A 12,606-nucleotide genomic window follows, 5' to 3' on the forward strand; every position below is an offset into this window, starting at 1 on the left:
CCGAAAGCCAAGACATTTCAGTCCCTCACCCCGGCCCTCTCCCAATGGGAGAGGGCGGTGTAGCAGCATCTCTATGTCGTCACCCCGGACGAAGCGCAGCGGAGATCCGGGGTCGGTGAACCCGGTACCTTACATGGACATTGGGGGCTCTCCGATCCCGGCTCGCGCTTCGCTTGGCCGGGATGACGGAAGAGGGTGTGCCGCCTTTGTTCCCCTCCCCCTTGTGGGGAGGGGTTAGGGGTGGGGTGGACACTTCAGGGCGTTCTGGCCTCTGATCCGGTGACAAGATCTTCATCCTCACCCTTGCCCTCCTGACAAGGGAAAGGTCGCGCCTATTTCGGATCGAGATCCTAAAGGATCAGGTTTTCCAGAAAGGCGACGAGGGCCTGACGGTCGGCGGTGGGCAGTGCTTCGGTGTTGGAAGCTAGCAAGTCGTCCGGTTTTTTTCTTGGGCCAGCGGGTGTGCTCTCATTTATAGTCGGTGCCATCTAATTTTCTTGGAGGAGGTATTGGAGAAATTGACTTCTGCTGAAAACATCTCTTCGGTGAAGCAAGATTGGGCTTATTTTTATGAGCGGAGATCAAGAAAAGACTGGGGTACACTAGGTTCAATTGCGATAATTGCTCTTTTTGCTTCTGTATGGGCTAAAGATTTCTACTTCTCCTTCTTCGTGGCGAGGGGGCAGATTTTTCCGATTTGGCCTTTTCTCGGAATAATATTGGCCATTTTGTTTTTTTGCTTGGTGTTAAGAGATATTCTTCGAAACGAATCATGGGGATCCCGCATCCATTTGGATACAGGTGAACTGGTTCGGTGGTCTTGTCGATTGGTTAATGGGAACCCCGAGACTGTAAATACTATTCATATTCGAGAAATTGGGCGCATTGAGACGACTGACACGGATGATGGAATTATACTCAAGCTCTTTCGGGAAGATGGGAGCCAGGTCAAAGGTTTTAATGAGACCTTGGTTCCATCGAACCCTAAGCAATGGGCGTATCAGATGTCCGAAAACTACCCACACATAGTCTATCGCTTTGGTTGAAACGGAAATTGGAGCAAAGACTGCCCCCCGGATGGGGTGCCAGGGGGCTGCCGTAGTGTTACGCGCCTATTTCGGATCGAGATCCTGAAGGATCAGGTTTTCCAGAAAGGCGACGAGGGCCTGACGGTCGGGGGTGGGCAGTGCTTCATAGGCTGACCGGCTGGCCTCGGCTTCGCCGCCATGGGCGATGATCGCGTCGTGGAGCGTGGTCGCATTGCCGTTGTGCAGCCATGGCCCGGTGGAGCCAACGCCCGCAAGCGACCGGGTCGGCCAGACAGAGGCGCCGAAGCCGTGCACATCGACCGGGTCGGCCAGTTTCTCACCCATGTCGTGGCGCTTGAAATCGGAATACCAGGCAATCCGGGCCCCGCCAGAGGCGGTTTTCGGGAAGGCACCCAGATTGCGGGCGTCGCCATTGGCCAGAACCACGTGGTTGTTCGGGCTGTCTGCGGTCAGGTCGAAGGTGACGGCGGCGTCCTGAAGAAGGCCGGCCTCAAGGGCTGTCTGGCCGGAGGGGAGCGTCGTTTCAAAGAAACCGGCCTGACGGCTCGGCTCGCGGAACATCGGGTCCACGACCTCCAGAACGGGCATGTGGCAAGAGCTGCACTGGGCCTTGGCGAACAGGGCTTCCCCCTTGCGAATTTCAGCAGCTTCACCGTCGCCCAGTTCCATCAGGCCGAGCTCGGCCAGTTCAAGCTTGGACGTGGGGCGTTCCAGGGCCGCCATGTAGATTGTCAAGGCGGTCAAGTCGCCGATCGTCAGCTCGTTGGTGACACCGTCATGATCCCCGTCGGTTTCCCCGACCAGCTCAACCGCCTGCATGCCCAGTTCATTATGGGCGGCGTGGCGTGTGAAGGTGCGAAGGCTCGCATGGGCGCCCTTCCAGCCAAACATCTTGATGATGAGATCGGCATCAACACCCTCGACCATGCCTGTGTCAAAGGCCGCAACGCAATTGCCGTTGCCCGGGGTCGGGGTCGGGGTTAGGGCCGGGGACGCGGCAAGTATTCCAAAGGAAACGCCCTTGGCGACAAGTGACACGCTGCCCGACTTGCCCGTCTCGCACACGGATCTTCCAAGCCCGGCTTCCTGCGCCTTCAGCTCCGCTGTCATCTCCTCTGCGATCCTTTGCACCGCTCCAAGGGCAAAGAGGTGCGGGGTGTTGCGCACAAGGAACTTCTTTGGGTCGCCCGAATGCAGCGGATCCACAATCCCGTTCATCGGGTTGGGGCCTGCACCATTGCCATAAGGGGCGGCGTGGCAGGCAATGCAGGACTGGGCGACGGGGCCAGCTTCACGGGCGGGCAGATGCGTCGTCCATTCCCCGTCTGCATTGAGGTCAGCTCGCGGCATGCGGGTAAAGCGCTGGCCATCGCGGCCAACCATCGCCCCGGCACCACGCTCGATCGTGAACATGGCCTCCGTCAGCTCGTCACCAGCCTCAAAGGCTTCCTCGAAGGCCTTACGGGGGTCTTCGCGGACGATCTCGTTCAGCCGAAACTGGTTCATGGGGGCGGGGGCTTCCGCGTGAGATTGGCTGGAAAGAAGAAGGGGGTACAGGAAAGTAAGTACGACAGCCTTTTGAATGGCGCTCGAAGTCATGTGCAAGTCCTCCGTGTGACTTGCCAGATCGTAGCTGTGTTGCGACCTCAGATTGTGTCTGAAAGTGTATCGTCTGTCGCAAGTATATGCTGGTTTGTATCAGAGTGTATCAAGTGTGACGGGGAGTGGTGTTTAATATATGAAAGTATAACGTAAGTATGAAGTTATATGAGTTGGTTTAGGGGGAGTTGGGAAAAGAAAAGGCCGGACGATGGTGGGGCGTCCGGCCGAGTCGATGGGACAAGTGCACATTTTCTTTTCAGAGTTTCAGGATGCTGCCTTTTGTTTTTGGTACCAGCGGTTCCTTGAAGTCACTGTTTCGAGGCGGCCGAGAACCTCGGCCACATACATGGTTGCATTTTCTTTTGCATTTTCGAGGTTGGACACCGGATGGTTGGCCAGCTGTGACAGGCTGCCACCAAAATCGAACAGGTCGCGGAAGGCGGCCCGCTCAACGAGGGGTGTCATGAGGGTTTCCACGCCGATGGCAGCCAGGTGTTCCTGAACGGCCCGCATGGCGCGGGTGGTCACCACTGCGGTGGTGCGTGTCAGCAGGACGCAGTGCTGAATGTCATGATGGACGATTTTCTGAAGCTTGCGGACAAGGGCAAGGATCTTCGATCCGCCGCGTGCATCCATTGCCGATCCCTGGATCGGCACGATCACCAGATCGGACATGGAAATCGCATTGGCAACGAGAAGGTTTTCCGTGCCCTCCAGATCGACGATCACGTAGTCGGACGTCGTGGAGGCATCTTGTATCTGACCGATGATGCTGGACGCAGAAGTCACGCTGACCACGGAAATGCGCGGGTTCACATTCGGAAGCTCTGCCCATTTCGATAGCCACTTTTGCGGGTCGGCGTCGACAAGTGTAACGGTCTTGCGGCGATCGGCGATTTCGGTCGCAAGCAAAAGCGCAGCCGTGGTTTTTCCGGCTCCCCCTTTGGCATTTGCAAACGAAATGACTGGCACATCGCCCTCCCGAAAATCACCGGTGATGATTCACCTTATGGTTGTGATTATTGGTAATGCGTGGTTAACAAATTGTTAAAATTTAGAATAAGGCAAAAGAATATTGTCAATGACTGCAGGGTAAGGAGCGTATTTGCGCAAAATTACCAAGGGTAAGATATTAAAAGTGCGCGAAGTGGGGTGGCGGTGTTTCACAAATTACTGGGAATAATTCCAATGAGGAAACCGGTCGGTCATGCACAGAAGTGACGCCGCATCGCCTTCAAACCGGCATGGTTTTGAAATAGACTCGGGAAATTGTTGCTTTTTGTAGGTTCGAATTTGTCCGGAGAAGACCTTATGTCGCCTGCCATTTTGTCCAAGTTTGCGAGATGTCTGGCAATGGCGGCCTGTCTCATGACGCTAAACTCGGCAGCGGGCGCCCAGTCCCTTGCGCCCTTCAAGGATGATCTCTTCCAGTACAAGAAGGTGACGGCGTCCCATTTCGATGGTGATTTCCTCGTGGTGGAGTACTCCAAGCAGCGCGATCTCTATGACCGGGACAAGGTCGATCAGCGCGAGGTGTTCGGCAACTACGTCTCCTACAAGCCCAAGAGCAGCCGCGAGAGTTACGAATTGCGGGCCAATGGCCGAACCGTTCGCTACATGGGTGTCGGCAGGGCGCAGGGTGGCGCAAATGCGGTCGTGATCTATATTCACGGTCAGGGCGGCAACCGCTTTCAGGGCATGAATGACGTCACCTTTGGCGGCAATTTCAATCGTGTGCAGAACCTGATGGTCCGGAACGGCGGGGCGTATCTGTCCGCCGAGTTCGCTGATTTTGGTGCCAAGGGCACGGCTGATATCGATGCCCTGATCCGTTATCAGAAGCAGGTGTCTCCACGGGCCAAGGTAATTGTCGCCTGCGGTTCGATGGGCGGCATCATCTGCTGGAACCTTCTGAAGAACGGACAATACGCGCAAAATCTCAGCGGCATTCTTTTCCTCGGGTCGCCAAAGGACCCGGGCTTTCTGTCCTCTGGAGCCCTGTCACGTCGTGTGCCCATCTACATGGGCTATGGCAGCGACGATACGGTCTATAACTGGGAAACGCAGGCGAATTTCTTCAAGCAGATCCGCCAGTCTGCGCCGGGATATCCGATCAAGTTCACGCTGTTCGATACAGGTGTCCACGGAACGCCGATCCGCATGACCGATTGGCGTCTGGTGCTCAACTGGATGTTCCAGGCGGGGTAGGCAGCTGTCCGAGTGTCGATTGCAGTCGCTCTGCCAGAAAATCGAAGACAAGGCGGATCTTGCGACTGGTTTTCAGTTCCCTGTGGGTGACAATCCAGAGCGGAAAGCTGATCGGCGCACTGTCCGAAAACAGCGGAACGACCTCCGGGCTGCGGCGCGCAACGTCATCGGCCATCACGCCGACGCCCAGCCCGTCGCGCACCATCTGCCAGGCAACGACGCCGCTGACGCAATTGTAGCGGACATTGGAGGCTGTGACCGGGAACCCGAAGTCACTCATCCGTTGCGCCATCAGCTCCTTGTCGCCGAACCCGATGAAGGGCAGCGTCTTGAGGTCCTCAAGCTTAGGTGGATGCGGCAGGCGCTCCATGAATGTGCGTGAGACATAGGGGCGGGCGGTCATATCGCAGATCAGCCGGGCAAAGAGGTCGGGTTCGGTCGGGCGTACATGCCGAAGCGCAATATCCGCCTCGCGCTTGCGCAGGTCGCTGAGTTGGTAGGTTGCAACGATCTCGATGGAAAGACCGGGCGCGCGTTCCGTCAACTCGGGAAGGAGTCCCGGCAGGATATGTGCCGCAATGACGTCCGACACGGAGATCGTGACATCTCCGTCGACAATTGTGGACTGGCCATTGGCTGCCAGAGAAAAGGCAGCCGCAGCTTCGGCCATCTCCTGAATGTGCGTGAGGAGCTTCGTGCCTGTCGGTGTCAGGCTGACACTGCGCCCCTGCCGCTCGAACAGGATGACGCCGAGCTCCTCTTCCAGAGCGGTGATCTGCCGGCCGATGGTGGGTTGCGTCAGGCCAAGCACCTTCGCCGCCGCCGAGAGTGATCCTTCTTCTGCGGTGGCAAGAAAGGCCCGAGCCTGATTCCAGTCAAAGGTGAGAGCTGACCAATTCATGCGTTTATGTATATCATGTCAGCAAAATTCGGCAATTTACGTTTGAAAGAACTGCCATTACCACTTCCTGCACCAACAGTTCGCACACAGGTTCAAGACCATGACTGCAAGTTTCTGGGATGGAGTTGCCCGCAAATATGCCTCTGCAAAGATCGGTAACCCGCAAGCCTACGAGAGCTGGCTGGCCAGAGTGGCGGCACGTCTGTCCGTTCGCGATGAGGTGCTGGAAGTCGGCTGCGGCACGGGCACGACGGCCCTGCGTCTTGCTGCGAATGTAAAGCACATGACAGCCAGTGATTATTCGTCGGAGATGATCGCGATCGCCAAGGAAAAGCTGATCGCAGGCGGCCACGACAACGTGACCTTTGTGCGCGCAGATCCCTTTGATCCGGCACTGGAACAAGAGGGTGAGAACGGAGCCGGCTATGACGTCGTGATGGGGTTCAACTTCCTTCATCTCGTCGACGACCCATCCGCAATGGTGAACCGCCTTGCCGGTCTGGCGCGTCCCGGCGGCCTTGTCATCACCAAGACCGCCTGCCTGAAATACCGGTCACTCTACCTGTTGCCGATTGTCGGGCTGATGCGGCTTCTCGGCAAGGCGCCACCGGTCCGCAGTCTTTCCATCTCGGAAGTGGACGAGATGATGCTGGATGCCGGCCTCAATATCCTTGAGCACCGCACATTCGGCGGCGTTGTCCGCTCGCGGTTTCTCATCGCCCGCAAGGGCTGACATCGCACAGGTTATGCCGAATGCATGAGTTGGTGCAGGGGCGGGCGTCCGAGGCCTTGGGTGAAGGCCGCCTCCCAGCACACTTCGCTGTCTTCCGGCAGGTGGCCGCGGCCAAGGACAAGGTCGGTTGAGCGCAGGCGTTCGGTCGTGAGCCAAAGCTCCACACGCTGCATTTGTTGGCCGAGCATGACCGTTACGGCGCTGCGATAGATGCGCTCGCGTCGACCACCTGGCCATCGCATGTCGCGAGCGCCGGTGAGGCGAAGTGTGTGGATTTGTTCGCCATCGGAGCTCAAGAGGCTGAACTGCAGGCGCGCATGCGTGTTGCGCGAAATGACGATTGGCCGGGAGACCGACAGGAAGCTGTTGTCAAATGTGGTCTCGAGTGTTGCCGGCATTCCGGTGATCGCCATTTCCGGAATGGACACGTATTCGTAACGCCCGAAAAGCTGCTGAGCCATTGCTCTCTCCTCCCTAAAGGTCACCGGATGGCGGTTTCCCGCCGACCGCCATCCGGCAAGTTGGTGTCTCCCGCGCTTAGTTCTTGCGCTCGATTTTCATGGAAGACACGCCAACGGCGACGTTGAGGCCTGTTCCGGCCTGAACGCTGAACGGCTGCAGAACGATCTGCTTGTCGGAGCCGCCGATCAGGGCGTTCGCACCGAAGGCAACGCCGATTGCGCCGCCGGCGGATACGCCGCTATAGCGTCCTGCGAAGCCTTCCTTCACCGTGGCAGCGTCTGGCGCGTAGACGGCTCAACGCATGTACTGTTTGCCGGTCACGCCGATGTCGATACCAAGCTTCGAGATGTTGCCGACATAGGAATCGGTCTTGCCGGTCTGGCTGTTCTCAAACGTGCATTGAACGCCTTTGGACGAACCGACAACAAGGCCAATGCCGCCGTCGATTTCGCAAGCTAGAACACCGAACCGGGTGCGGCCTTCAGGACCCTTTTCCGCGAGCGGCTTTTCAGCGGGCAGCTTCTTGGCCGCAAGCGCTTCACCAACAGGTGCCAGAGCGAGAACGGTCAGGGCAGCGAGGATCATCTGTTTTTTCATTTCAATACTCCAGAGAACGGGATGTTCCGTTTGCGGGCCCCTCATGGGACCAGCAAAAACACGAAGAGGACGCTGGCTCCGTACACAGTGACGGCGAGCCAAAACGCACAGTCGAGCACGGTCATGGTGATCTTGCCGGAGCAAGTTTCCTGCGGTGTCTGATGTGGTTTCATTGCTTTGAACCTCTCCATGAAGTTCAAATAGGCTGGAATTTCAGATAAGAAAAACGCTAAATAATAATCGATGAGATGAGATTCGCTTATCACATAACGTAGGGGCTGAAGAATGGATATAGAGCTGGCCAGAACATTCCTGCAGGTTGCAGATTCCGGAAACTTCCATGCCGCTGCGCAACGTTTGCATGTGACCCAGTCCGCGGTGAGCCTGAGAATTCGGCGTCTGGAAGATTTGCTTGGCGTCAGCCTGTTCAACCGAAGCAAGGCCGGGGCTCAGCTGACGTCTGCCGGTGAGCAGTTTGACCGCTTTGCCCGTTCCATGCTGCGGGTCTGGGAAGAGGCGCGATACCAGGTCAGCGTTCCTGAAGGCTATAGCGAAACCCTCATCATCGGCTCGCAGTACAGCCTGTGGCCAGGGTTCGGGCTGCGCTGGCTCCGGTTGCTGGAACGCATGTTGCCAGAAGTGGCCTTCCGGGCCGAGATCGGCATGCCGGACCGCCTCACGCGAATGATGCTGGAGGGCGCGCTGGATATCGGGCTCATGTATACGCCGCAAATCCGACCGGGGCTGAGGGCCGAATTGCTCTTCGAAGACCAGCTCGTATTGGTTGGCCCGGATGTAGATTATCCCGAGACGCTGGATGACAGGTATGTCTTCATCGATTGGGGCAGCGAGTTCGTGGCGGCCCACAAGAGCGCGTTCCCGGAATTCAGGGCATCACGAACCACCCTCGGCATCGGGTCGATGGCCCTGGAATATATTGTCGATCACAAGCGAGCTGCCTATTTCCCCGCCCGTATCGTTGAGGACCAGCTGGAGGCGCATTCGTTGTCGATCATCCCCCATGCTCCCGTCTTTCCGTTTCCGGCCTGGTGTGTCTGGCAAACCGAGAAGGAAATGGACTCCATCGAAACCGCAATCGAGCTCCTGAGACGTGTTGCTGCGAAGGTGGATGAGGATCAGGAGGAAATCATCGAGGAAGTTGCCGCAGAAGCTGCCGCCCTTGAAGAGGCTGCCGCTCTGGAAGAGGAAGCATCAGCCTAGGCTTTCCGCCGCCTAAAAAGCCAGACGTGCGAGCCCGGACAGGGACAGGGTCCCCAGCAGTGCAAGGCAGACTGCCTTGTAGTAGGGCGCAAGGGAGGGGCGAAACAGGAAGCTTCCGAGAAACACACCGGCAAGAACGGCCGGAGCGAGAACCGCGCCGCGCTTCAAGGCCTCCATGGTCATCACGTCATAAAGATAGAGGAAGATGGCCGAGGTAAACATGCCGGTGAAGAGATACATGACGAGCGAGGCGCGCATCACCCGTGCCGGGACATCGCTGGCAAGAACGTAGAGCGCAACCACCATGCCGCCGACAGAGGCAAGTCCGGTGGCAATTCCTGCGACGACACCGGTGACTGCAGGGCCACTGGTCCGCCCCAGGTTCTTGGGGGCGATCTTGAAGAATTGCAGGATCGTCAGCACCAGTATCAGCACCAAGGCCACTTTCCGCGAAACGTCGACCGGAACTGTCGTTGTGGCCCAAAGCCCAAGCGGAACACCGATGGCAGAGCCAACGACGAGCAACCAGACGATCCGCATGTCCGCATCGCGAATGCCGCCGCGAAACATGGCAAGGCTTGCTGCAGACTCAAGAACATAACAGATCGGGATCAGCTGGATGGGCGGCAAAATGAGCACAATGCTGGCCATGAGAATTGCGGACAGGCCAAAGCCGGCAAAGCCGCGCACAAGTCCGGCAACAAAAACTGCAGCCATGCACAGGACAAGATCGAACACGGGCAGTTCGGCAAATGCGGCTATGGATGTGAGCATGGGGCACCTTTCGCGGGTCGCAAAAGGAATAGGCCCTGTAGAATTTCAGGTGAAGCTGCAAAAATGCCGTGGTAGGCTGCAAAAATGCAAGGCATGAACTGGAATGATCTGCGCTGCCTGCTGGCAGTCAAACGCCATGGGTCCTTTGGCGCTGCAGGAGCGGTGCTCAAGGTCGATACAACAACGGTTTCCCGCCGCATCCGCACGCTGCAGGACGAACTGGGGGCGCGGTTGATCGAGCGGTTGGCCGATGGCAGCGTCCGCCTGACGGACTTGGGGCTGGCGGCCGCCGAACGGGCCGAGCGGATTGAACTGGAGCTGTCGTCCCTTGAGAGCGAGGCCAGCGGAAGCCGTCAGGGTGTGTCGGGCTGCGTGCGTCTCACCTCCGTGCCGATGTTGCTCAACCGGCTGGTCATCCCCCGATCGCGCGAGCTTCTGGCCGAGTATCCTGATCTTGAGCTCGAACTGCACCCGGACTTGCGATACCTCAGCCTCTCCAAACGGGAAACCGACATGGCCTTGCGCTTGTCGAGACCTGAAACGGGAGGCCTGATGGTGAGAACCAAGAAGCTGGGTGTCCTGAAGCATGCGGTTTATTGCAGTCGCATCTACCGGGACCCGAACGAAGACGACATGCCGTGGGTCACTCATCAGGAAGCCTGGCAACACCTGCCGCAAGTCAAATGGATGCACGACCATGTGCGAAAGGCGGGCGGCAGCTTTGCGAACATGCGGGTTGGTGATGCCGACAGTGCCATCGAGGCTGTTGCAAACGGGGCAGGGCGGTCCGTCCTGCCAAGCCTGCTGGCTGAGGCTGATCCGCGCCTCGTTCGCATGGAAAGCAGCGATGCTGTTCCGAATGTGGAGCGGGAAGTGTGGGTGATGGTCCACTCCGACCTTGCATCCCTGCCAAGGTGTCAGGTCGTCTGGGCGTGGCTTGCGGATCTCTTTCGGGACGTTCGTTAGAGCCGGCCCAAGCTGGGAATGCGGCGTCTCACAAAGGAGGTCGTCGGGGTTGTTCACGTCTGCCGGTTCAATCGAACCCGACACCCGGCAAACTGTGCAGAGACGCCGGGATAGGGTATTGGAAGAGTCTCCTTTTAGCTGAATGGATTGCGATGCTGGACTATTTTTACCACCGGAACCTGAAGCCGGACCTTGAACGATGGGTCGAAAAGGGCTGGGTCTCCTCCGATAGCGCGGCCAATATCCTTCGGGAAATCGAAGGCGGAGACGGACGATCCGGATTGCCACTGGCCTTGGCCGGGATCGGTGTTGTCTGCGTTGCGCTGGCTCTCGCCGCCTTTATCGCGGCCAACTGGGATGGCATTCCGCGCAATGCCAAGCTGATCGGTATTGTCCTTCTGGTGGCCGGGTCCCATGGCGTTGCGGCATTGTGCGCTTCCAAAGGCAAGAAGGGTCTCGCTGATCTTGCAACCGCCTTCGCGTCCCTGACATTTATCTGTGGTATGGCGCTTGTCGGGCAGATTTTCCATCTCTCGGCCAACTTGAGCGGCGGCGCCTTTCTCGTGACAATCGGTGCGCTGGCGGCTGCCTGGCTGACCGGGTCCAGAGCATCGCTGATCATCAGTGCCATCGCCGCGATCATCTGGCAGTGGGAGAGGCCGGAATTCGGAGCGGGCTTGCTTCAGGCAAATATCATCGGGTTTGTATTTTTCGCCGCGACCGCGCTTCACGCCGCCCGCTATTCGAATATGCTGACCAGGTGGTTGACCGTTGCCCTCTTGATGGTGAGTGTCGGACGTCTGATCGTCGACTATGCGCCCAAGGAAGGCGTGCACCGTGATCTTGAAGAGTTCATGGTCATCACCGGATTTGCCTGTCTGGCAGCCATCATGGTGCAGGTGCCTGCCATCATCGACATGGCCATCAAGTGGGCGAGCTCTTATCCCAAACGACACCTTGGTCACTGGATGCTGATGTCCAGCTTTCAGGATGCGGGTATCCTGATCCTGTGTGCCCTCACACCATTCCTTCTGATTGTTCTGGCGGACGGCAACGAAATGCCGTTCATCCAGAATTTCTCCACCATTCCTCAATTCGTCCTGCTGGCGCTGGCTCTGGCAAGTTCGGTCATAGGTGCTGTGCTTTCTTTCAAGACCGGCAAGGCGCTGACCTTGTTCGGCGTGATCTTTCTCGCGCTTCTGGCAGCCTTCATGCCGCTGGTGATTGACAGCATGATCGTGCTGTCCGCGCTGGCTCTTGCCGCCAGCATCGCGATCGTGGTGTTGGGTACACTTTATCGGCGGCACCTCTGGAGCCTTGGCGGATATGCAGCCCTGTCCGTGATTTCCCTCTGGCTGCTTTATGAAACCATCGGATCGCTGCTTGGGCAGGCCCTGTTCTTCCTCATTGCCGGTCTCTTGCTGCTCGTCCTGGCCTTTGCGGCCATGAAGCTGCTGAAGCACTTTTCTCCGGCCAAAACACCCGCTTCGGGCAAGGAGGCCGCACAATGACATCCTCCGCAACACTTTCTCCCATTTCCGGCAAGAGCCTGCAGTCCTCTCCCTGGCTGCGCTGGGGGCTGGTCGCACTGATCCAGCTGGGGCTGATCGCCCTGCCGCTGATGGACCGCCTGCAGGTGCAAACCGAGGGCCGCGAGGTGACACTGGAGCTGATCCCCGTTGACCCGCGTGACCTCTTGCGCGGCGAATACGTGATCCTGAACCTTGCTGCTACAACCCTGTCCCGCGATGTGCCGGGGGCAGATACAAAGTGGCGCAACGGGCAGGAGATCTTTGTCAGTCTCGAAACCGGCAGCGACGGTTTTGCCAGACCGGTGAAGGTTTCCGCCACTCGCAAAGAGGCCGGAGAACTGGCCTTGCGCGGCGAAGTACAGCCAAACTGGAACGACGATCTGCGCGTGCGCTACGGCCTCGATGCCTTCTTCCTTCCGGAAGGGGCGGGCAAGGTGATCGAGCGGTTGCCGCGCGAGCGGGTGAAGCTGGTGATCGCGCTACACGAGGATGGGCGGTCCATGCCACTACGTTTGCTTGTGGACGGAAAGCCGTTTGAATCCGACGGCACCTTTTGATTTT

13 protein-coding genes and 1 pseudogene are annotated in these 12,606 nt (G+C 58.1%); 7 read left to right on the plus strand and 7 right to left on the minus strand.

Annotated elements, in window-relative coordinates:
* Positions 1-350: 350 nt before the first annotated feature.
* Positions 351-488, minus strand: a complete 138-nt coding sequence (locus F0155_RS23470) for a hypothetical protein (protein ID WP_161599849.1) — start codon at positions 486-488, stop codon at positions 351-353.
* 21 nt (positions 489-509) lie between these two features.
* On the opposite strand from F0155_RS23470, the gene F0155_RS19985 reads away from it, so the two are divergent.
* Positions 510-1,046 carry a hypothetical protein gene (locus tag F0155_RS19985; protein ID WP_150526337.1) on the plus strand — a complete coding sequence of 179 codons (537 nt, stop codon included), beginning with the start codon at positions 510-512 and terminating at the stop codon, positions 1,044-1,046.
* A gap of 66 nt (positions 1,047-1,112) precedes the next feature.
* On the opposite strand, the gene F0155_RS19990 is transcribed toward F0155_RS19985, so the two are convergent.
* Positions 1,113-2,555 (minus strand): di-heme oxidoredictase family protein, encoded by a 1,443-nt coding sequence (locus tag F0155_RS19990; protein WP_161599850.1) that lies wholly within the window; start codon positions 2,553-2,555, stop codon positions 1,113-1,115.
* A gap of 360 nt (positions 2,556-2,915) precedes the next feature.
* Positions 2,916-3,623 (minus strand): ParA family protein, encoded by a 708-nt coding sequence (locus F0155_RS19995; protein ID WP_150526339.1) that lies wholly within the window; start codon positions 3,621-3,623, stop codon positions 2,916-2,918.
* A gap of 339 nt (positions 3,624-3,962) precedes the next feature.
* Between F0155_RS19995 and F0155_RS20000 the strand changes: the two genes are divergently transcribed.
* Positions 3,963-4,859 (plus strand): lipase family protein, encoded by an 897-nt coding sequence (locus F0155_RS20000; RefSeq protein WP_150526340.1) that lies wholly within the window; start codon positions 3,963-3,965, stop codon positions 4,857-4,859.
* On the opposite strand, the gene F0155_RS20005 is transcribed toward F0155_RS20000, so the two are convergent.
* Positions 4,834-5,760 carry a LysR family transcriptional regulator gene (locus F0155_RS20005; RefSeq protein WP_150526341.1) on the minus strand — a complete coding sequence of 309 codons (927 nt, stop codon included), beginning with the start codon at positions 5,758-5,760 and terminating at the stop codon, positions 4,834-4,836. The two genes, F0155_RS20000 and F0155_RS20005, sit on opposite strands and share 26 nt — an antisense overlap.
* Positions 5,761-5,860: 100 nt before the next feature.
* Between F0155_RS20005 and F0155_RS20010 the strand changes: the two genes are divergently transcribed.
* A complete protein-coding gene (locus tag F0155_RS20010; protein ID WP_150526342.1) occupies positions 5,861-6,493 on the plus strand; it encodes a class I SAM-dependent methyltransferase in 633 nt (210 codons plus the stop codon).
* 11 nt (positions 6,494-6,504) lie between these two features.
* On the opposite strand, the gene F0155_RS20015 is transcribed toward F0155_RS20010, so the two are convergent.
* Together F0155_RS20015 and F0155_RS23825 are read right to left on the minus strand one after the other, a co-directional pair.
* Entirely contained in the window at positions 6,505-6,954 is a 450-nt protein-coding gene (locus tag F0155_RS20015; protein ID WP_150526343.1) for a hypothetical protein, read from the minus strand.
* Positions 6,955-7,030: 76 nt separating this feature from the next.
* Positions 7,031-7,597: pseudogene (locus tag F0155_RS23825) on the minus strand (DUF992 domain-containing protein).
* 240 nt (positions 7,598-7,837) lie between these two features.
* Between F0155_RS23825 and F0155_RS20025 the strand changes: the two are divergent.
* Complete coding sequence (locus F0155_RS20025) at positions 7,838-8,773, plus strand: LysR family transcriptional regulator (RefSeq protein ID WP_150526344.1); 936 nt, start codon at positions 7,838-7,840, stop codon at positions 8,771-8,773.
* A gap of 12 nt (positions 8,774-8,785) precedes the next feature.
* On the opposite strand, the gene F0155_RS20030 is transcribed toward F0155_RS20025, so the two are convergent.
* Positions 8,786-9,547 carry a sulfite exporter TauE/SafE family protein gene (locus F0155_RS20030; RefSeq protein WP_150526345.1) on the minus strand — a complete coding sequence of 254 codons (762 nt, stop codon included), beginning with the start codon at positions 9,545-9,547 and terminating at the stop codon, positions 8,786-8,788.
* Positions 9,548-9,640: 93 nt separating this feature from the next.
* Here F0155_RS20030 and F0155_RS20035 point away from each other — a divergent pair, with 93 nt between their 5' ends.
* From F0155_RS20035 to F0155_RS20045, 3 genes are all read left to right on the plus strand, one after another.
* Positions 9,641-10,513, plus strand: a complete 873-nt coding sequence (locus tag F0155_RS20035) for a LysR family transcriptional regulator (protein ID WP_161599851.1) — start codon at positions 9,641-9,643, stop codon at positions 10,511-10,513.
* Positions 10,514-10,665: 152 nt separating this feature from the next.
* The gene (locus tag F0155_RS20040; protein ID WP_150526347.1) at positions 10,666-12,024 is read left to right on the plus strand and encodes a DUF2157 domain-containing protein; all 1,359 of its coding nucleotides are present in this window, start codon (positions 10,666-10,668) and stop codon (positions 12,022-12,024) included.
* On the plus strand, positions 12,021-12,602 hold the full coding sequence (locus tag F0155_RS20045; protein ID WP_150526348.1) for a GDYXXLXY domain-containing protein: 582 nt from the start codon (positions 12,021-12,023) through the stop codon (positions 12,600-12,602). The genes F0155_RS20040 and F0155_RS20045 overlap by 4 nt, the downstream gene beginning before the upstream one ends.
* Positions 12,603-12,606: the final 4 nt, after the last annotated feature.

This window comes from Roseibium sediminis (assembly GCF_008711325.1).
Taxonomy (GTDB): Bacteria; Pseudomonadota; Alphaproteobacteria; order Rhizobiales; family Stappiaceae; genus Roseibium; species Roseibium sediminis.

Coding starts and splice junctions, on each gene's coding strand:
- F0155_RS20015 (WP_150526343.1), bottom strand. CDS start 6,954: ATGGCTCAGCAGCTTTTCGGGCGTTACGAATACGTGTCCATTCCGGAA.
- F0155_RS20035 (WP_161599851.1), top strand. CDS start 9,641: ATGAACTGGAATGATCTGCGCTGCCTGCTGGCAGTCAAACGCCATGGG.
- F0155_RS20000 (WP_150526340.1), top strand. CDS start 3,963: ATGTCGCCTGCCATTTTGTCCAAGTTTGCGAGATGTCTGGCAATGGCG.
- F0155_RS20025 (WP_150526344.1), top strand. CDS start 7,838: ATGGATATAGAGCTGGCCAGAACATTCCTGCAGGTTGCAGATTCCGGA.
- F0155_RS23470 (WP_161599849.1), bottom strand. CDS start 488: ATGGCACCGACTATAAATGAGAGCACACCCGCTGGCCCAAGAAAAAAA.
- F0155_RS20045 (WP_150526348.1), top strand. CDS start 12,021: ATGACATCCTCCGCAACACTTTCTCCCATTTCCGGCAAGAGCCTGCAG.
- F0155_RS20030 (WP_150526345.1), bottom strand. CDS start 9,547: ATGCTCACATCCATAGCCGCATTTGCCGAACTGCCCGTGTTCGATCTT.
- F0155_RS19990 (WP_161599850.1), bottom strand. CDS start 2,555: ATGAACCAGTTTCGGCTGAACGAGATCGTCCGCGAAGACCCCCGTAAG.
- F0155_RS20040 (WP_150526347.1), top strand. CDS start 10,666: ATGCTGGACTATTTTTACCACCGGAACCTGAAGCCGGACCTTGAACGA.
- F0155_RS20005 (WP_150526341.1), bottom strand. CDS start 5,760: ATGAATTGGTCAGCTCTCACCTTTGACTGGAATCAGGCTCGGGCCTTT.
- F0155_RS20010 (WP_150526342.1), top strand. CDS start 5,861: ATGACTGCAAGTTTCTGGGATGGAGTTGCCCGCAAATATGCCTCTGCA.